Source organism: Deinococcus aerophilus (assembly GCF_014647075.1).
In the GTDB taxonomy this organism is placed as follows: Bacteria; Deinococcota; Deinococci; order Deinococcales; family Deinococcaceae; genus Deinococcus; species Deinococcus aerophilus.
The window spans coordinates 1-19,647 of record NZ_BMOM01000032.1 but is presented as its reverse complement, the minus strand read 5'-3'; the positions used below and the strand labels follow the sequence as shown (position 1 = coordinate 19,647).

Annotated in this window: 16 protein-coding genes; 6 read left to right on the top strand and 10 right to left on the bottom strand. The window is 59.7% G+C overall.

The window, feature by feature from the left end:
- Window positions 1-13: 13 nt before the first annotated feature.
- The 5 genes from IEY21_RS14220 to IEY21_RS14200 form a co-directional block, all read right to left on the bottom strand.
- Complete coding sequence (locus IEY21_RS14220; RefSeq protein WP_188905009.1) at window positions 14-1,069, bottom strand: O-antigen ligase family protein; 1,056 nt, start codon at window positions 1,067-1,069, stop codon at window positions 14-16.
- Between the two features lie 165 nt (window positions 1,070-1,234).
- The gene (locus IEY21_RS14215; RefSeq protein ID WP_188905008.1) at window positions 1,235-2,347 is read right to left on the bottom strand and encodes a glycosyltransferase family 4 protein; all 1,113 of its coding nucleotides are present in this window, start codon (window positions 2,345-2,347) and stop codon (window positions 1,235-1,237) included.
- A complete protein-coding gene (locus tag IEY21_RS14210) occupies window positions 2,340-3,584 on the bottom strand; it encodes an oligosaccharide flippase family protein (RefSeq protein ID WP_188905007.1) in 1,245 nt (414 codons plus the stop codon). Before IEY21_RS14210 ends, IEY21_RS14215 begins: the two co-directional genes overlap by 8 nt.
- Window positions 3,585-3,587: 3 nt before the next feature.
- Complete coding sequence (gene wbaP / locus IEY21_RS14205; RefSeq protein WP_229753118.1) at window positions 3,588-4,931, bottom strand: undecaprenyl-phosphate galactose phosphotransferase WbaP; 1,344 nt, start codon at window positions 4,929-4,931, stop codon at window positions 3,588-3,590.
- 101 nt (window positions 4,932-5,032) lie between these two features.
- Window positions 5,033-6,613, bottom strand: coding sequence for a nucleotide-binding protein (locus IEY21_RS14200; RefSeq protein WP_188905005.1), 1,581 nt, complete (start codon window positions 6,611-6,613; stop codon window positions 5,033-5,035).
- A gap of 450 nt (window positions 6,614-7,063) precedes the next feature.
- Between IEY21_RS14200 and IEY21_RS14195 the strand changes: the two genes are divergently transcribed.
- From IEY21_RS14195 to IEY21_RS14180, 4 genes are all read left to right on the top strand, one after another.
- Complete coding sequence (locus IEY21_RS14195) at window positions 7,064-8,122, top strand: glucose-1-phosphate thymidylyltransferase (protein ID WP_188905004.1); 1,059 nt, start codon at window positions 7,064-7,066, stop codon at window positions 8,120-8,122.
- Between the two features lie 143 nt (window positions 8,123-8,265).
- A complete protein-coding gene (locus IEY21_RS14190; protein WP_188905003.1) occupies window positions 8,266-8,868 on the top strand; it encodes a YceD family protein in 603 nt (200 codons plus the stop codon).
- A 2-nt stretch (window positions 8,869-8,870) separates the two neighbouring features.
- Entirely contained in the window at window positions 8,871-9,380 is a 510-nt protein-coding gene (moaC, locus tag IEY21_RS14185) for a cyclic pyranopterin monophosphate synthase MoaC (protein WP_268237810.1), read from the top strand.
- A gap of 71 nt (window positions 9,381-9,451) precedes the next feature.
- Complete coding sequence (locus tag IEY21_RS14180; protein ID WP_188905002.1) at window positions 9,452-11,140, top strand: polymer-forming cytoskeletal protein; 1,689 nt, start codon at window positions 9,452-9,454, stop codon at window positions 11,138-11,140.
- 46 nt (window positions 11,141-11,186) lie between these two features.
- Here the strand turns inward: IEY21_RS14180 and IEY21_RS14175 are convergent, their stop codons facing one another.
- Complete coding sequence (locus IEY21_RS14175; protein WP_188905001.1) at window positions 11,187-11,576, bottom strand: helix-turn-helix domain-containing protein; 390 nt, start codon at window positions 11,574-11,576, stop codon at window positions 11,187-11,189.
- A gap of 326 nt (window positions 11,577-11,902) precedes the next feature.
- On the opposite strand from IEY21_RS14175, the gene IEY21_RS14170 reads away from it, so the two are divergent.
- Entirely contained in the window at window positions 11,903-12,154 is a 252-nt protein-coding gene (locus IEY21_RS14170) for a hypothetical protein (protein WP_188905000.1), read from the top strand.
- A 31-nt stretch (window positions 12,155-12,185) separates the two neighbouring features.
- On the opposite strand, the gene IEY21_RS14165 is transcribed toward IEY21_RS14170, so the two are convergent.
- The 4 genes from IEY21_RS14165 to tgt form a co-directional block, all read right to left on the bottom strand.
- On the bottom strand, window positions 12,186-13,394 hold the full coding sequence (locus IEY21_RS14165; protein ID WP_188905021.1) for a bifunctional folylpolyglutamate synthase/dihydrofolate synthase: 1,209 nt from the start codon (window positions 13,392-13,394) through the stop codon (window positions 12,186-12,188).
- A 52-nt stretch (window positions 13,395-13,446) separates the two neighbouring features.
- Window positions 13,447-14,400 carry a manganese-dependent inorganic pyrophosphatase gene (locus IEY21_RS14160; RefSeq protein ID WP_188904999.1) on the bottom strand — a complete coding sequence of 318 codons (954 nt, stop codon included), beginning with the start codon at window positions 14,398-14,400 and terminating at the stop codon, window positions 13,447-13,449.
- Between the two features lie 110 nt (window positions 14,401-14,510).
- The gene (locus tag IEY21_RS14155) at window positions 14,511-17,762 is read right to left on the bottom strand and encodes an S-layer homology domain-containing protein (RefSeq protein ID WP_188904998.1); all 3,252 of its coding nucleotides are present in this window, start codon (window positions 17,760-17,762) and stop codon (window positions 14,511-14,513) included.
- Window positions 17,763-18,097: 335 nt separating this feature from the next.
- Window positions 18,098-19,255: a tRNA guanosine(34) transglycosylase Tgt gene (gene tgt / locus IEY21_RS14150; RefSeq protein WP_188904997.1), complete on the bottom strand. Its 1,158-nt coding sequence runs from the start codon at window positions 19,253-19,255 to the stop codon at window positions 18,098-18,100.
- A gap of 144 nt (window positions 19,256-19,399) precedes the next feature.
- Here tgt and IEY21_RS14145 point away from each other — a divergent pair.
- Window positions 19,400-19,647: P-loop nucleotide/nucleoside kinase family protein (locus tag IEY21_RS14145; protein ID WP_188904996.1), on the top strand; the 248-nt coding region annotated here is incomplete at its 3' end.

Here is a 19,647-nt window from a genome sequence, read left to right as displayed (position 1 = left end):
AGTAAATTTCTTCTCATATTTTCACCAAACTTCTCTCTGTTCCCATATTATTCCATTTTTCGTTACTTAGGTATAGACAAATTGCAAAAACAATGCCCGCAACAGATGATGTAAGATAAGGATTGGTAAATCCCATAAGTAGCCACATAAAGTATAACGCAATCCAATAGGTGGATTGCCTAGATTTTACCATAAAAACAAATCCCAGCATCAAGTAGACCAACAACACAAACAACCCCAGAATACCCACCTGCATCAGGAGAGCCAACCATTGAACTTCATAGGTATAAGGCGCATTTGAGTCACGAATAATGCCAGGGATATAGGCTCCAAAACCATGCCCGAAAAACGGCCGAGCCAAAGAGTATTCTAGTAATCCCGCAATTTGCTGACTCCTGATCTGGTCCGATGCTGCAATATTTTCACCATAAAATCTATTTATCAAGTATTGTGCGGGTCCCAAAATCATAAGACTTGCAAAAAGTGAAACAGCAGTTGTAGCGCGGATGAAATAATTCTTTTTTAAAATCGCCTGCTGTGGGTTTAAAATCACCACCGCAAAAGTTAAAAGCCATATAGCTCGAGCGTAAGAAAATAAGATAGAAGCAAAAAGTATAAACAGAATCATCGCGCGGTATTTAACCCAGATATCTCTTTTATAGAGCAGTATTCCAACAATGAATGGGGACAGAATGTCGCTAATTGTCTGAATTCTAAGTACTCTAGGAAGTATTTCTAAAGTTACCGGCGTAGTATTTAGAAAATTAAATACTCCAATGAGAACGTCAAAGCTTAACAACTTTAAATAAATAAGAATTATTATGAACAGCTTAAGAATACAATAGATAAAGTTTCCAAGGACAATTGCTTTGAGTGCCTGCAGTCGGCGGATCTCGTGTCCGGCTGCAAAGAATAAAGCTATAGCGATCACTACGAGAGTGACAACGACTCCTTTAAATTGTTCTGTTGCATAAGTATTTTCATTAATTATCCCCAATATCCACCATATACTTAGAACAAATATGAAATTCAAAAATGCAAAAGCAATTACTAAAGATAATTTGGTCATTTTATATCTAAAAAACTCAACAAAAATTAATGATAGACAAACTAATAAGGAAATGAGTTTCACGTTGACCTGACCTACCTGGCCATTGGGTAAGAGGGCTATAACAAAGAAAAAAGCAAGTATACACCTAGTCAAAATCGGACTAAGGCTCATTTTTATATTCCCTCACAGATCAGCTTCAATTTTTGTTTTATCCATACGTATGATACTGGCCGCATCACATATATCAAGAAATCGTGATATAGTTTTAGACCACGTATAGTTTTGAATAAATTCATTCCCAGAAGTGGCCAACCGAATCCGAAAAGAAGGGTTTTCCAGAAGCAGGCTGATGTGCTCAGCCATCAACTGATAATTGCCGGGTTCAGAGAGCAACGCATTCACACCGTGAATTGAAAAATCACGATGTCCAGGTATATCAGTGGCAACCAGGGCACACCCACATTGCATGGCTTCAGAGGGTGGCAAGGCCCATCCCTCCGTGTAACTTCCAGACAAAAAAATGCTGGACGAGTTGTACAAATTTCTTAATCGCTCCTTTGAAGGAGCAAAGTGGAATGACATCCATTCTGGTAAGTATTCGCCCGGCTGGTAAGCTCCGAATGCGATAAACCTTGTCTCGGGGTATTTTTCTTTGACTATCTCGCACGCGCTGACTACATCTTTAAAGCCTTTGAGGGGTGAGTCATGAAACATAGTCAGCACAATCTTACCATCTCTAGAGCAGGGCGGCTCAACTACGTGAAAGTCTTCAAAATCGAAGGCATTTGGTACAAAGTAACACTCTGCGCCGGAATTCTTCACACTCTCCTGCAGCCACTTGGCAATGGCAATATTTCTTAATCCCAAATGATAGGTCTGTATGATCTCCTTTTCCTCAGCATCCCATGTCTCATAGCCTTGAATGAGATATAAACCATAAGCATTAAAGAAATCTGCTATTTTTTTGGTTATTTTTGCCGTATCCCAGGCAGTAGCCACGTAGTACAGCGATTCGAATTGTTGGTCTTCCAATATGTGGGCACTTTCAATTTCCTGAACTTTGATCCCGATAGCAAGTCGAAACCAGACGACCTCACTTCCAAAAATATATTTATGCAGCAAATTTTCAATCACTCTTTTAACAAAATGCAGCTTGCTTTTAGATCTCTTTCGGAGATGAATGATGGAAACGTTATATCCTAGATCAGAAAGTCTGTTGCAATATTCATAAACGATTTTATATCCTCCAATGGGACGCCTAGATATTTCAGGAAGAATAAAAGTAAAGTCATACATTCTTATTTCTCTTTTTGAATATACTGCTTAATATTATTACTATAATAAGAGATTCGCCTAAAATAATTCCGAAGACCGGCGCATAATAACCTATTAATGCTGGGAGCGAGAAGTATAGAACCAGAGCTACCAAGGTTCCGACGAGGGTTGCCCGACTATATTCTCTTTGCCTGCCAGACGTATTCATATATATAACTCCAATGAAAGTATTTACAGAGGACAAAAATATGAATATAGAGAGATATCTCAGGGCATCCGAAAATGGAACATAAGTTTCTCCAAAAAATATACTGACAATAGTAGGGCTATAAAAAGCCAGAATGAGAGATAAAACGAGGGCGGGTGGAAGAAATATTAAAGCGTATTTACGCAGTACTGCCACCCCTATGGAGTGCGATTGAGACATCGCAAAAGCGACTTGTGGGTAGACAGCCTGATTAACAGCTCCGTTTAAACTCCCCACGGCTTTTGCAATTCGATCCATTACGGCATAGCCGCCAACAACCATCTGACTTTGGTACATTCCAAGAGCTATAAGCCCTACTTGTGTGAAAAATATACTATAAAAATTGGGGGTAAAAAAATTCCAGCCATAGATCAATTCCAGTTTAGCATCCAGTATCCTGGGGACTTTAAACTTCCAATTTAAATATTTGCTGATATAAAAAATAGAAAATACTGCCCCAATCAATTGAGGCAGCAGGCTAACCCACAAGGCCGTTTGTAAATTAGCTGGACCAGATACTAGAGCTAGAATTAGCATCAAAGAAAACGTGCGTCCTGCGATCAAAATCGCGGAGTATTGGGGCATTTTCTCCAGTCCCTGAAACACCCAGGGAAGATTTAAGGAACTTAAAACTGTTGCCACCACCACTGTTAAAAGATTTGGCAAAGTTTGCATGCCTTTAGGAATGACTGAGAACAGATACGCCGCACCACAAAAAGACGCCGCTATAGCTATGTTAAGCCGCAGGTAAAGTGCATTATTTATTATAATGCTAATTTTTTTTGAATTGCCCTTAATAGTAGATATTCTTTGTGTACCATTGGTTATATAGCCGTAATCGGCGATTACCGAGGTTATGACGGTCACAGATTGAAAGAGCGAGTATACTCCTAGCATTTGGATGCCCAATGTCTTAGCTAGATAGGGCAATGAGATAAGTGGAAAAATAAAACCTGAAATTTGCAATACAGAAAGGATTAGAAAGTTTTTCACCATTCTTTTCTGATTCATAAACTAGTAGGCACCTTTCCCCACTATAACCACTCTTACTGTCTGAATCAGTAAGACCAAATCAAGCCATGGCGTCCAGTTAGCAATGTAGAACCTATCCATCTCCAGACGCTCATCGAACGTCGTGTGATTTCTCCCTACAACTTGCCAATAACCAGTCATTCCAGGTGAAACCTGGGCAATAAAATGGGCAATCTCACCCATTTTGTCCTTTTCGCTTGGCAAGTAAGGTCTGGGCCCCACTAAACTCATATTACCTTTTAGAACATTGAAGATTTGAGGCAACTCATCTAAACTGAATCTTCTTAAGACGCCGCCGACACTTGTAATTCTAGGATCGCGACGCAGCTTGTGAAAAGTCTCATATTCCTTACGCATCGCATAGTCTTCATCAAGAATTTTTTCAAGCATCAGATCCGATTCGTGGTACATGCTCCGAAATTTATAACAATCAAACAATTGGAAGTTTCTGCCGATGCGAGATGATCTGTAAATCACCGGGCCAGGACTATTAATATAAATAATAATGATTATGAGCAAAAAAAGAGGAGATGCCAACACCAGCCCAATCAAACTAAGTACAATATCAAGGAGTCTCTTAACTATTTGAGAACGCCTGCTTCTCAGATTGTTTCGAATCTCTAAAGTTGCCAGACTTCCAATATTGTGAGTTTTCAATGCTTGATTTGGCACTCCAAAAAGATCAGGAATAATCCAAGTAATGGGGAAGACTGCATAAACGCTATTTACCAGTCGACTTTGTGTTTCTGCACGTGCCCCTGGGATAGAGATCAATGCTTGCTCCGTCAGAGGACAACGGAGCGCGAGTTCGATGGCACCAACTACTGGTACGCCCTGAACACTGCTGCCATGCAAGCGGGGGTTGTCATCATAGGTAGCCACGGGGCGAAGCCCATAAGCTGGATTGGCCCGCAAATGGGCAATGGTCAAAGCCGCCGTACGACCGGCCCCGATCACGCTGATGTCGCGCCCATACTGTCCCCAGGTGATCAGCACGGCACGTACGGTGTAACGGGTCAGGAGTGCGAACACCACCAGTAGGAACCACATCAGGAGCACACCACCAACGCTGGGGACCAGCTGATGAACAGCGAACGCTGCGGCAAGTTGGGCCAGCGCGACCTGACAGGTTCCCAAGGTATGCAATCTCAGTTCGGTTTGAGGTGAGCGTCCATAGCCTGGGTAAAACCCCTGATAAGCCCGCCATAGCAGCCATAAGCCCATCCAGATCAGCGGGGGGTCCAGCCGCAGAGGGGGGCGGCCCAGGGCACTCAACAACACAGATGCGAGCAATTGCGCCAGCAAGGCACTCAGCAGGTCGCCCAACAACAAGGCTAGAGCCTGCGGTAGTTGTGACAGACGAGCCGACGTGTACTGCTGACCGGTACGTTGAGACTGCACTCCGGAAGACAGGTGCAATCCCATACCTACCGGGCTTCCCCGGTACGAATGCCGTCATGCTTGAACCGAGATCTCCGAGCCACCGCAGGAGCCTTATTCAATACGAAGCCCAAGACAGGCAGTCCCACGGCTGCGGCATAACGCAAAGTCTGATCCAGTTCGTACAGCGAGGTCCGCCCTGCCTCAATCACGATCAGTATGCCGTCGGTATGCTGTCCTAGCCGCAAACCGTCGGAGCAGACCAACAGCGGAGGACTGTCGACAAGTATCAGATCATGGCCCTGACCCCAGCAGCGCAGCATCTCGCCCAGACCGGACTGACCTGCCATATCGACGAGGGTACTGATCTCAGGCCCACCAGCAGGGAGGTCTGCACGGTCAGTACTGCCCGGTGTGCCGCTGGCCGCAAGCAAATGTACCCGTAACCCGACCTCCTTGATTTGTAAGGCAGGAGTTTCTGACACAACACTTTGCATGTCGCGCGCGCCACCCGGCTCCGTCATCTGACGCCACGGTTGATCTGCGCCTCCCTTCACTTCCAGGGGATGCTGGATTCCGCGCTTTTGATCGGCATTCACCACCAGCACGCGTTGACCACTGTGCGCCAGACTTAGTGCCAGTCTGGCACACAGGGTACTCGCTCCTTCGCCCCCGGCCACTCCAGCAACCATCAGCACGGGCCGGTCATGGTTCTGAAGAACATTTAGTACCTGAACCCTTAAAAAACCGATCAGTTCTTGTGAATCAGACAGGCCCGCCCTGTGCCGGGGTAAGACTGCCAGGGTAGACAGACCTCGAGATACAAGATCTCTTTCGGTCCAGATCAAGGGACGCATTAGCGTCAGCACAACAGCCATCCCACTTCCCAGAAATAGTCCCAGTACGCCAATCAAGGCAGCGTTCCTTAACGGAGATGCAGTGATGGGTTGGGCCGGGTCCACAGCACTGACCAGAGCCTGAAGACTGCTGGGCCTGGCAGTCTTCAAAAATGCCAACTGCGCGAGATTGTCTTGCATGGTGGCCCGACGGTAGATCAAGGTTTGCCGTTCCAATGAGGACAGTCCCGGCAAAGACAGCCGACGGTCCACCTGTGCCAGCTGCAAAGTGAAATTGGTCTGGGCCAGAGCCACCTCCCGTAAGGTCCGTTCGGTATCCCAGGCCAACAGCTGCTCGCTCGCCAGATTTGCCAGAACGCGGGCCGCGCTTGCTGAAGGGGCACGGGTCCTTAAGGTGTAGACACTGTTTTCCCCGATCCCCTGCTCGGCGCTGACACTTACAATTTTTTCTCGTCGCTCATCAGGCGACGAGAGATCACGTTCAAGTTGCGAAACGAGCCACTGTCTCTCAGCGGTCAGCAGAGATCGGTTTTCCCGCACCGCCGCGATCAGAGGACGCAGAACCAGAGGACTCTGAGTCACCTGGGCCACTGTCCCCGCCGGCAGGGGTGAAATGACCGAACCACCCACCACCCCAATCTGACCCTGGGTACTAGAAGCAATCAGGCTGGCCACTGCCTCGTAGATCACCGGTTGAGTCCGTGACCACCAGTAAACCGCTAGGGACAGACCGATGGCTACCAGCAAGATCTTGGGCAGCAGCAGACGCACCCCACGCCATAGGGAAATTAAGTCAATTTCGGTGTTGGGCTCCTGACACAGCAGATCAGACGGCAACCGACGGGGAGGAGGTACCGACGTCACCCGCAAGCCTCGTGTAGCTGCACACGTATGACGAGAGAACATGGCACACAGGTCCCTGCACGTACAACAGGCTTCAAGACGGGAAATGCAGGCGCGGCAATCATAGGGGCCAAGATCCCCGGAGCAAATTTCTGTTCATAGGTGGACTCCGCCGCAGACGACTGCAGACACCGCCGCATCTTATCCTTTCGAAAAGGAGAACGGGACAGCTTTGTGCCATCCCATTCCGGCAGGTAATGTACCGGTTATGCCATTCCGCCTGACTCCTCCAAGGAAAAACCGGACCTATCAGGAGTTGCGATAAGGGTCAAGATTGTGTCAGAGAGATGGGAAAAGAGAACACCTAGAATACCCTCAATGAAAGCCATTATCCCCGCCGCAGGCCTGGGCACCCGTCTGCGTCCCCTGACCTTTACCCGGCCCAAGCCTGTGCTGCGGGTGGCCGGGCAGCCCATCATCCGGCACGCCATCCAGACCCTGGCGGCGGCGGGAATTACAGAGATCGGCGTGGTGGTCTCCGACATTACCCGCGGCGAGATTCAACATGCCCTGCGCAAGGTCCAGGGTGTCACGGTCACCCTGATCAACCAGCACGAACAGCTGGGGCTGGGGCACGCAGTCCTCACCGCCCGCGAGTGGGTGGGGGAATCCAATTTCTGTGTATACCTGGGAGACAACCTGTTCGAGTTCGGGGCCCGGCCGTTCATAGAGCAGTTTGAAAAGCAGACACCGGCGGCCCTGATCGCGCTGGTCGAGGTGCCCGATCCAACGGCGTTCGGGGTGGCCCAGCTTGACGGCCAGCGCATCACCCGGCTCGTCGAGAAGCCCAAGGACCCGCCCAGCAACCTGGCGGTGGCGGGCCTGTACTGCTTTACTCCTCAGATTTTCGAGGTGCTCGAGGGCATGCCCCCCTCCGCACGGGGCGAATACGAGATCACCGACGGTATCCAGGGCCTGATCGACCGGGGCTGCGCGGTGCTGGGCCAGCGGGTCGAGGGCTGGTGGAAGGACACCGGACGTCCGGCCGACCTGCTGGATGCCAACCGGCTGCTGCTCGAGGACATCGAGGCCGACCTCCAGGGGACGATCGAGGACTCCCTGATTTCGGGGCGGGTGGTGGTTCCGGCGTCGGCCCGGGTGATCCGCAGCAAGATCGTGGGACCGGTGATGCTGGACGAGGACGTGATCATCGAGGACGCCTACATCGGGCCCTTTACCAGCATCGGGCGCGGCAGCGTGATCCGCGGGGCCGAGGTCGAGCACAGTGTGGTGGACGAGGGAGCCGTGATCGAGAACGTCGGCCAACGGTTGCAGGACTGCCTGATCGGCGTGCGCGCCCGCGTCAGCGGCGGCCACACCATGCCCCGCGCCCACAAGCTGACCATCTCGGATGCCAGCGTGGTGGAACTGGCCTGAGCCTCCTGCCCTGGTGGCCTCTGGCCCGCTCTGTATGCTGCTGGGCAGGCGGACCAGCGCTGTTGTAACGCAACTGGGGTAGGTCCGGCTGGACCGTGACGGGAGCGCGGTTAATGGACGCCCCCGCGCCCTATGATTGAGCGATGAACGATTCTCCCCGAATTCACCTGGGCTCACTGCTGCGCTCGTCGGACGACGCGCACGCCGAGGGCACCCTGGATCACCTCCACTACGAGCAGGGCGGACAGCCCCAGACGCTCACCTTCACGGAACCCGCCGCGTATGACATTGACGTCAACGCGCTCAGCGGCAACGAGATGTATCTGCAGGGCACCTTCGAGCCGACGGTGGTCATGGAGTGCGCCCGCTGCCTGCGGGAGGTGCCGGTGCCGCTGGAACTCACGCTGGGCACCCTGATGCGCTACGAGCCGTCCGCCGACGCCCCCTACCTGGAGGAGGCGGAGACCGGCGAGGAAGTGCTGGTCTTCGGTGACCCCAACGTCGACCTCAGCAGCTATCTCGCCGAGACGACCCTGCTGCAGTCGCCCCTGAGTGTGCTGCACGACCCCGAGTGCAAGGGGCTGTGTCAGATCTGCGGCCAGGACCTCAACGAAGGCTCCTGTGAACACATGGCCGCCGTGCCGGTCGAGGAGATCGACGACAACCTGGGCATTCCGGAAGGCACCACCCACGCCCGGCAGACCCCCTTCGCCGCGCTGCGCGACCTCAAGCTGCCGGAGGACTGAGGGTGGCCCCTCCCCCCGCACAGCCGCCCCGGCTCACCCATTTTCAGGACGGCCTGCCCCGCATGGTGGACGTGACGGATAAGGCCGCCACCACACGGACAGCGACGGCCGAGGCCTGGGTGCGCCTGCCCCCCGAGGCCCGAGCCGCGCTGCAGGCGGGCACCAATCCCAAAGGAGACCCCCTGACCGTGGCCCGGCTCGCGGGGCTGGCGGGCAGCAAGCGCACAGCGGACCTGATTCTGCTGTGCCATCCCATTCCAGTCACCGGGGCGGACGTGCAGATCACCCTGGAGGACGCGGGCGTGCGCATCGAGGCTACGGTGCGCACCACCGCTCCCACCGGTGTGGAGATGGAGGCCCTGACCGCCGTCAGTGTGGCCGCCCTGAACGTGTACGACATGCTCAAGGCTGCGAGCAAGGCGCTGGAGATCTCCGGCGTGCGGCTGCTGAGCAAGACCGGTGGCAAGAGCGGCGACTATCGGGCTCAGGCCAGAGAAAACCCAGCACCCTGAACGCCCGGTGCCCTAGACAGCCGGGACCACGGTTGGGAACCAGGGTCAGCCAAAAGGCGTAGAGGAAAGACATGGACGCGGAGCGACACAACCCGGGCGCAGCGCCGCAGGCCGAGCCACCACGACCCGCCTGGCTCGACCTGTTGCACCGCGAGTCCGCCGGAGAGTTGTCTCCGGCCGAGCACGACCTGCTGCGCGCCGTGCCCGATCAGGTGGGGGTGGACCGCTGGCGGCGGGCGCTCGGTGCGGTCACGCGGCAACTGGGTGCCCTGCCGCCGCCGCCATTGCCCGGCAGTGTGGCCGCCGCCGCCGCCTCAGACATCGCCTGGCGCGCCCGCCTGGAAGCTGCTCCGTCCCGGCTTCCCCGTTCCGTGGCGGGGGCAGTCGTCTCGGACATCGCCGCCTCGCTGACCCTGCAAGATATCCAGCCGCCTCCCCTGCCCCGCAGCCTCGCAGCCGAGGTGATGGACGATGTTCGCACGGCCCACCTGCTGGGCGCTGCCCCGCTGCCGCGCAGTGTGGCGGCGGCCGTCGCGGCGGAAGTAACAGCGTCGGCCCGGCTCACCGGGGTCCTCCCGGTCCCCCCGCTGCCGTCCTCGGTGGCGGCGGCGGTGGTGCCCCGGCTGGTCCGGGAGGTGGAGCGCGGGCAGGCCCCCGGTTCCGGGCAGGTTCGCAGACCCGAGGTCCGGCCGTCCCCCTTGCCCATTCCGGAAGGCGTCCCTGGTCTGAACGCGGCCACCGCAGTCCGGCACAACCCGGCTCCACTGGTGCTCGTGCTCGCCCTGATGGTCGGCCTGACCCTGCTGGCCATCACGACGGCGTGGCCCAATCTGGCCGCCGGGGCACTGGTGCTGCGTACCCTGCTCGCGCAGGTCTCGCCGCTTGCTGGAGTCGGGCTGGGTCTGCTGCTGCTCACCTCCGCCGCCGTGAGCTGGCGGCCGGGGCCCGTGATGCGGCAGGTCGGGGCCGGGGCCTTTGCGCTCAGCGCCGTGTTGACCCTGCCCGCGCTGTATGCGGTTGCAGCCCACGGAGACGTGCGCTTCGGACAGAACATCACCGTCAATGAACCGGTGGAGGGCAACGTCATCGCCGTGGGCGGCCACATTCAGCTGGAAGCGGGCGCGCGGGTGCGCGGCGAGGTGGTCACGCTGCTGGGCGACGTGCGCCGAGCTCCCGGGGCCCAGGTCAGCGGACGGGTCAATGCACTGCTCGGGCACGCTCCGGATGACCTGGACGCCCTGGAAACCTCGCCGCCGCAGGGCATCGCCCTGGCGACCGTTGCCGCCTTCCGCCCGCTGCTGGGCTGGCTGGGCAGCGCGGCGTGGCCGCAGGTGTTCGTCACGCTGACCGGGGGCGCGCTGCTGCTGCTGTTCGTGGCGGGGCTGGCCCCCACCCTGGCGAGCCGGCAGCGCCACGCCCCCATGCGCACGCTGGCCCTGGGCGTGCTCGCCCTGGCCGCGCTGAGCGGCCCGGCACTGGCCCTGGCACTCTCGGGGCTGCTGGGTCCGGCGCTGGTCGCCGCCGCCCTGACCGCCGTGTTGATCGCGGTGGGCCTGAGCGTGAGCGCCTACGACGTGGGCCGCAGCGTGGCCCACCGCCTGCGCCTGCCGGTGCCCGACGCGGTGGGCGCGCTGCTGGGGCTGAGCGCGGTGGCCGCCAGCCTGGGCGCGCCGCCGCTGGCCTTTGCCCTGTCCCTGATCGGCGGGGCCTGGGGAGCCGGTACCCTGCTACTGGCCCGGGGAGGCACCCGGACCCAATAAAACAGGCCAGCAGGCGGTGGCCGCTGACCCGGTATGCTCCTGAAACTCAGTTCAGGATGCGCTTGAGGTGCAGGTAGATCTCGTACCAGTCGCCCTTGTCACGGGGACGTTTGCCGCGCAGTTCAATGCGCGAGAGGGTCTGGACCCAGTCGGGCGTGATCTGCGGCCCCAGGGTGGGATCGGCCACCAGATCGGCGAGTCCCTTGGGCAGGGCGCCCTCGGTGGACGCGCCGTAGAACTCGACGCCTTCGAGCAGATCGTGAACCGTGATGACGTAGGCCCCGGCCAGGGTCTGCAGGGTTTCCAGGCTAGGATTGGTGCGGCCACGTTCGAGGTCGCTGAGGTACGGGACGCTGATCCCGGCGGTCTCGGCGACGTCTTTGAGCCGCAGCCCGCGTTCACTACGGAGTTCGCGGAGTCGTTCGTGCAGTTTCATGTGTCACCTCCTTGGCTGCGGCGTGGCCTCACCCCCCTGTCCCCGGCGGACAGACCCGCGTGAGACAGAGGCGGCGTGCCGCCTGGGACTGGCCCCTCCACCGCGCGGCAACCCTCCAGAGAGACGGTTTGCCTGTGGGCAGAATCGGGCAGCCTTGGTTGGAGTGTAACACCGCCCCGAGGTACGGTCAATACAGAATCACCAAGGCGAGTTCTTGCTGCAGGCGCCAGCGCTCTGCTATAGTCGTAATCAGCAGCAAGCTTTCTTTGCTCTGCCCCGTCTGAGCGTCAACCGGCAGGAAGGCGGGAGCCCCAGGAGAACCGACCATGCGTGAACTGGATACCATCGCCGAGAGCATTCGAGTGGGTTACGTTCACCCCACCACCATGCTCAACACCCTGATCGAGATCGAGAACGGCGGTGGGCTGAGCGCGGTGCGCCGCATCGAGCGGCAGCTGAGCCTGGGCACCCCGGCGCTGCGCGAACGCGGCTATCCCCACAGCGACCTCGCGCAGCGCTGGCTGAACGCCGCCCGCGCCTACCTGATCGCCCAGGCAGAGCGCCGGCAGGCCGTTTAACGGGATTCTCAACCCAAAGGTCCGACCATCCCTATTGCCACCGCTCGCGGCCCTCACCGCTGTGGCCCAGCAGCAGGGGTCGGACCTCGCCGATCAGGTAGAGGCTGCCGCACACCAGCGCCAGAGGGGCGGAGTACGCCTCCAGCACCGCCAGGGCCTCCTGCGGCGAGTCGGTCAGCGTGACGGGCACCTCGGCGAAGTGAGGGGCCAGCGTGTCGGGGTGGGCGGCGCGGGGACTCAGGACCGCGCGGGTCAGGATCACCCGCGACGCATGGGGCCGCAGCGCCCGCACCACCTCCGCCACCGCCTTGTCCTCCGCCACTCCGAAGATGAGTGGCAGCGGCCGCACCTGCAGGTCCACCAGGGCGGCGGCCAGCGCCCGCGCACCGTCCGGATTGTGTGCACCGTCCAGCAGAATGCGCCCGCCCCGCCACGGCAGCACTTCCAGCCGTCCGGGCCAGGTGGCCGCGGCTGCTCCCTGCTGGACAGCCGCCGGGGAAACCCCCAAGCGTAGCGCCGCCGCCGCCGCCAGCGCAGCGTTCCTCGCCCCGTGCGTCCCCAGCAGGGGCGTCTGGAAGGCCACCGAGCCGGCGGGCAGTTCCAGATCAACCTCGGCTCCCCGCCAGCCCAGAGACCGGGTCTGCGGGTGCAGTTCCTCGCCCAGGGCCCATACCCCGGCTCCGGTGGCCCGCAGGATGGGCAGCAGGCCACCCACCACCCCGGTCACCGCCGGAAGCCCCGAGCGCAGGATGCCCGCCTTCTCGGTGGCGATGGCCTCTACTGTGTCTCCCAGGACCGCCGTGTGGTCAAGGCCGACGTTGGTGATCACGCTGAGAACCGGATCAAGCGCGTTGGTGGAATCCAGCCGTCCCCCCAGGCCCACCTCCATGACCGCCACCTCTGCCCCCGCTTCCGCGAACAGCAGCGCTCCCAGGGCCGTGACGATCTCGAAAAAGGTCGCGTCTGTCGCCTCGGCGTGGGGGCGCAGGCGGGCGAGGGCAGCGGCAACCTCAGATTCAGGCAACTCCTGACCATTGACCCGGAAGCGCTCGTTAAAGCGGGTCAGGTGGGGGCTGGTGAACAGGGCCGTGCGCCGGCCGTCCGCCTGCAGCATGGCAGCGAGCACGGCGGCCGTGGACCCTTTGCCGTTGGTGCCCCCCACCAGGACCACCCCAAACGCCCGCTGCGGATTCCCGACCCGCGAGAGCAGCGCGCGCACCCGCGTCAGCCCCGGATGCATCCCGAAGCGTTGCCGCGCGAACAGCCAGTTCAGGTCGGCGTCCACCGCCGGGTCAGCTCCGCGCGTCCTGGCCCTCGAAATACCGTTCCAGCGCCGGTACGATCTGCTTCTTGCGGCTGATGCGGTCGCCCAGGTCGGCCACGCTGCCGGTGGTCAGCACGCCGAAGGTCTCACGCACCACCTGCTCTTCCAGCGCGCCCGGAACCAGCGTGCGGTTGGTCTCGTTGAGGATGTCCACCACGCTCAGCAGCACGCCGCTCAGTCCGTCTGCGTTCCGCGCCGCCGTCATCGCCGACAGCAGCTCGGCCTGGCGTCCGAACACGTAGGCCGGGTTGGTCGTCTCGATGACTCCCAGGCCCCATGACTGGGGCTGGGCCGGGTCGCCGAAGGGAAAGACCTTGTAGTCCATCTTCAGCAGCGCCTCGGCGGGGGTGTCCCCCAGATCGCTCTTGGCGGCGAACATCTCCAGCGCGTACGCCGTCACGTCCTTCACGCCTGCAATCGGCGCCAGAAAAGCCACCGCCTCCCGGTCGTCGGGGGTGGTCGTGGGACTGCGGAAATGCAGCGTGTCGCTCAGGATGGCGCTGAGCATCAAGCGGGCGTCGGTTTGCTCAACGCTCAGCCGCGCCTCGCGGTGCAGCTTGAGCAGCAGCGTGGCGGTGCAGCCCACAGGCTCAAAGCGCAGGAAGGCCGGCTGCACGGTGGTCAGGTCGCCCAGCTTGTGGTGGTCTACCACCCGTGTCACGGTCAGCTCGGCCAGATTGGACACCGATTGGGCGCTCTCATTGTGGTCCACCAGTGCCACCGCCGTTCCCGCAGGCAGGGAGGGCAACAGCGGCGGAGCCTCCACATCCGCGTGCCGCAGCACAAAAGGCGTCTCGAAATTGAGGTCGCCCAGCCGGTAGGCCTGGGCCTGTACACCCTGACGGGACAGCAGCCGGGCATAGACCAGGGCAGAGGCGATGGCATCGGTATCAGGATTCAGGTGACCGAACACAGCAAGCATGTCCAGAGTCTAGCGGCACTTGCGCCCCAAAGCGTCTGGCCTCCCCTGAAACAGGAAAAACCCCCGCACAAAGGCGGGGGCTTTCAGGAAACAGGGTGAGGAGTAGGGGCTTAGAAGTTGACCTTGTAGCTGATCTTGAAGACCTGGCCACGGGCATCGGCGGGCGCAGTGGTGCCGGTGGGCACGTCGCGCAGACGCAGGTTGCCCACGCCGTAGCCGAAGGACAGGTCGTAGTAGTTGCCTTCCACGTACAGCAGGTCCTGGCTGACGGTCGCGCCACCGTTGTTCTGGTCGGCGTAGTAGCCCGCAGCGTTGGTGCCAGCGTTGTACGGGGTGTAGGCGCGGTTCTTGGCCTGGTAGCCCGAGTAGTACACGGCCAGCTTGGTGTTGGGCAGCAGGAACTCGTTGAACTTCACGCCGGCCATGTACTTCAGCGCGGTGGAAGTGTAGTCCTGGTTGGTGGTCGCCACGGTGTTGCCGGCGTTCTGGTAGGTGCCGTAGTCGTGGCTGCGGGTGTAGTAGCCGACCTGACCCTCGAAGCTGGGCTTGAAGATCATGTTCAGAGGATCGGTGACAACCTTCACGCCAATGGCGGCCACGTTGCTGTTGTCCACGCTGTTGGTGTCGATGGCCAGATCGGTGCGGTTGCGCTCGGCGTCCGCGTAGCGGTCCATGCCGAAGGCACCCTTCACGTCCACCTGGACGACGCCGATCTTCTTGCCGTACAGCACGTCGCCGTAGGTGAAGCTGTTGTCGTACTTGCCGCTGAAGTTGCGGTAACGCGAGGCGTAACCGATGCGGAAGGACAGGTCCTTGACCAGCGCGCCGGCATCCTTGCCGTCATGCTTCAGCTCGGCACCGAACTCGGTGTAGCAGGTCTTGTCCGTGAAGTTGGCCATCGTGAAGTTCAGCGCGCCGCCCACACCGTCGGTGCCCGTGCGGGCAATGCCGGGGTGATCCACGCCACAGCCGGCCGAGTTCAGGAACTCGTTGTTGGTCAGGCCGAAGTAGCTGTTGTACTTGCTGTTACGGAACAGCTGGGCGTCACTCTGGGTGCGTGCCCCGTTGATCATGACGTTGTTGTAGTACGCGCCGATCGCCAGGCCCAGGCCCGGGGTGATGTCCGCACGCACGCTGTAGCGGCGGCCGTTGCCGTCAAGCGCATTCACGTAGTCGTAGGCGCCCGTTTCCTTGAGGTACTCGTAGTAGCCGCCGCGCACCGAGACCAAGTTGAACAGGCTGACCTTGGCTGCCGCGCCGCGGTCCACGATGGTCGTGCCCGCCGTACCGGCATTGTTGGTTTCGCGGTCGTAGTACGCGCCCACGGCCACTGGTCCCAGCGCAGCCGACGCCTTGACGCCGTAGCCCTGCTGGTTGTTGTGGTAGGGAGCGGTGCTGTTTTCCGCCGTGGGGTTGGCTTCCATGATGCCCGCGGTCTTGTTGTAGCCAGCGGTGATGTTGCGGTAGTTCAGGTCATAGACCTTGACCGGTCCCAGGCTGCCGGCGACCTTGCCGTAGAAGGCGCGCTCGGTGGCCTGGCTGGTGGTGGCCGCGCCCGTGCTCGCAGCGTAGGTGGTGGTGATCAGACGGCTCTGGGCGTACTCGCTGTCGATCTGCCAGCCGCCGACCGCACCGTGCAGGTCCGCACCGAAGGCAACAACGTCGCTGGTGACCACGATGTTGCTCGCAGCGATGTTGGGCGTCACGGTCGTGTCGCCGTTGCGGGCATAGTTGGCGGCCAGCTGGGCACCCACGGTGTCCAGGCCTTCCTGGGCGTAGCTCAGGCCCGCCTTCAGGGTGCCGACGGGAGTGATGGTCGCGCGGACGCCACGGTAGTACTTGTACGCGCCGAAGTCGTCGCCAAAGCCCGTGACCGTCGTGACGTTGGTGGTGGTGTCGGTGGTCGTCAGCGCGTCACGGTTGCCGTTGCGGCTGCCGTAGACCACGGTGATGGTGGGCTTGTAGGCGCCGATCACGGGGACCGTGCTGCCGTCAACGGTGACCACGAAGCCGTCGCCGCGACCAACCACGTCGTTGTCAAACAGGTAGTCGGCGAACTTGAACTTCAGGGCCTTGCCAAACTGCACGGTCACGGGGGCGTTGCCCACGGTGAAGTCGGCGGTGCCCTGCTTGAAGTAGAAGAACAGGGGGCGGTAGGTGGTGCCGTCCTGGGTCACGTCGGGGTAACGGCTGTCGGCGGTGGGCAGGCCAGCGCGGACGCCGAAGTTCAGGTCCACCTTGTTGACGTTCAGCTTGCCAGCGCTCTTGGCGAACACGCCGCTGGACGCGCTGGTCACGGTGTCGACCTTGCCGGCGTTGTCGAAGGCAATGCTGAAGCTCAGGCTGGTGTTGCCCTGCACGTTGACCGGGGTGGCCGCGGCCGTGCTGAAGCCGTAGAAGCCGGTCAGGGTGTTGCTGACGGGGGTCTGGGCGCGCGCCATGTCGACGTAGTCCACCGCAGTATCAGCGGTGTCGCTGTTGCCGTCATCACCGGTGCTGAAGATGGTGCCGGGGATCAGGCGGTCGAAGTCCATGTCGCGGGTGCCGCGGGCCACGTAGTAGGTGGCGCTCAGCGTGGGGCGCAGGCTGAAGGCGTACTTCTCCAGCTGCTTGACGCGGTTGTCCAGGCTGCTGACCGAGGTCTCGACCTTGGTAACACGGCCTTCCACGGTGCCCACGCGGCCCGACAGGGTGTCGAAGTCGGCGCGTGCAACCAGATCGGCCTGGGCCGCTTCGACGGCGCTCACGCGGTCTTGCAGGTTCAGGATGTCTTGGTTGAGCAGGACGGTCAGGTCGTTCAGGGCGGCGATGGAGCTGGCGTTGTCGTCGACGTCGGCACGCAGGGTGTCGTAGTCGTCGGCGCGGGCGCTCAGGTCGTCGATCTGGGACTGGATGTTGGCGATGGCTTCAGCGTCGCCCTGGCTAGCGGCGATGGTCTCGACACGCTCTTCTAGGCGGCTGAAGTCGTCACGGCTGACGGCGTTCTCTTCCAGGTCGCTGACGCGCACGCCCAGGGCGGCGAGGTCGGCAGCCAGTTCCTGAATCGCGTTCTGCAGCGCGGTCAGGGTGTCGGCGTCGATGCTGCTGGCTGGCACTTCACCGGTGCGGACCTGATCGAGCAGGCGCGCGATGATCACGGCGGCTTCGTAGCGGGTCAGGTTCTGGGTGCCACGGTACGTGCCGTCCGGGTAGCCCAGGATGATGCCCTGGCTGACGAGCTTGTCGATGGCGTCCTTGGCCCAGTGACCGGCGGGAACGTCGGTCAGTGCAGGCACCTGGGGCGCGCTGGCGGGCGCTGCGGTCTGGGCAGCGGCCATGCCGAACGACAGTGCGGCGGTGAGAACGAGCAGGCTTTTCTTCATATGAACCCCCAAAAAAACGTCGCGCGTCGGAAGCAGCCTTGCGGCTTCTGAAGATGACGATGGGGCGAGTTCCCGAGTTTCCTCTCCCGGAGTAGTTCACCGCTGCATGATCCCTTCGCGCAACCTGCTTCCGTCACACCTGAATGGCTTGTCGAAAGGCAGATCAGACGGATGATACAAGCATGAAGATCAGGGGGTCAACCCTGAGAGCGTGGTAAAACCTGCTTCTCGAGCGCAAACGAAGCTTTCTGATCAAGTGATGAAGGTGAGCGGGTCTCATGAGGACCACACCGAACACATGCGCGGGCAGGCCATCCGGGTGGTCCTGAGCGCTGTCAGGCGGGTGTCGCCTCGGTTGCTCGCAGCGTCTGCGCGAACCATTCAGGCAGCGCGCCCTTGAAGTAGCGCAGACCCCAGTCGGTGGCCCAGTCGACGAAAGTGCCCTGTTCGATGCTCGCCCTGGCCCGCTCCACGAGGCGGTGTAGGTAACGCAGGTTGTGCAGAGACAGCATTCTCGGTCCGAGCATCTCCTCCGCCCTCACAAGGTGGGCCAGGTAGGCGCGGGTGTAGTGACGGCACGCATAGCAGTCGCAGTCCTCGTCAATGGGACGCAGGTCCCGGCGTGGCCCGCTGGAGTTCATGTTCAGGCGTCCGTCGTCCGTCAGGGCGTACCCGAAACGCCCGGTGCGGGTGGGATACACGCAGTCGAACATATCCACTCCCAGGGCGATGCCCGCCACCAGATCCTCGGGATGGCCCACCCCCATCAGGTAACGCGGCTTGTCGGCCGGCAGACGCGCCGTGGTGAAGTCGACCGCCGGGTACATCTCGGCCTTGCTCTCGCCCACCGCCAGCCCCCCAATGGCGAAGCCGGGGGTGGCAAACGGCAATGTCAGGTCCAAGCTGCGCTGGCGCAGGTCCGGGTGAATGCCTCCCTGCACGATGGCGAACAGCGCCTGCTCGGGCCGGGATTTGGCACTCAGGCAGCGGTCCAGCCAGCGGACGGTGCGCTCCAGGCTGCGGGTGATGTACTCGCGCTCGGCAGGAAAGGGCGGGCACTCGTCAAAGGCCATGATCACATCGGCCCCCAGGGCTTCCTGCACGGCCACGCTGCGCTCGGGGGTCAGATCCACCAGGCTGCCGTCCAGATGGCTCTTGAAGACCACCCCCTCTTCACTGATCTTGCGCATGTGCCCCAGGCTCATCACCTGAAATCCTCCGGAATCGGTCAGGAACGGCCCCGGATAGGCGGTGAAGCCGGGCAGGCCCCCATGCGCCGCCACCAGATCCTCGCCGGGCCGCAGCATCAGGTGGTAGGTGTTGCCCAGAATCATCTGTGAACCGATGGCGAGGAGTTCATCGGGGCTGATTCCCTTGACCGTTCCCTGCGTACCAACCGGCATGAACATGGGCGTGGTGACCGTTCCGCGTGGCGTCCGGAACTGCGCCACCCGAGCCCGACCATCCTGATGCTGTACTTCAAACTCAAACATGTTCCTATTCTGCTGGATTGCTCCTGGACTTTCGTGCCTGCGATATACCTCGAATAGGGGTTGACACAAGGCGGGGACGAGTCTCGCAATGTTTCGGCAGAAAAGCAGGAGCTGCTCTCGGCAGCTTCCTCTACACTTCCCGTGATGCTCATTGTCTTTTCAGGCTTACCAGGAACGGGAAAGAGCACCCTCGCCCGATCCATCGCTTATCGGCTTCATGCGGCTTACCTGCGTGTTGATAGTGTGGAAGCGGCCCTGCTCCACGCTGGTATGCCAAAGGTCACTGTCGAAGGGTATGCCGCCATTTATGCCCTAGAGCCCGTTTTGGAAATGAAAAGACTGTCTCAGACAGTCTTTTCATATTGTGACCAGCCGGCGGAGCAGGAGACGGG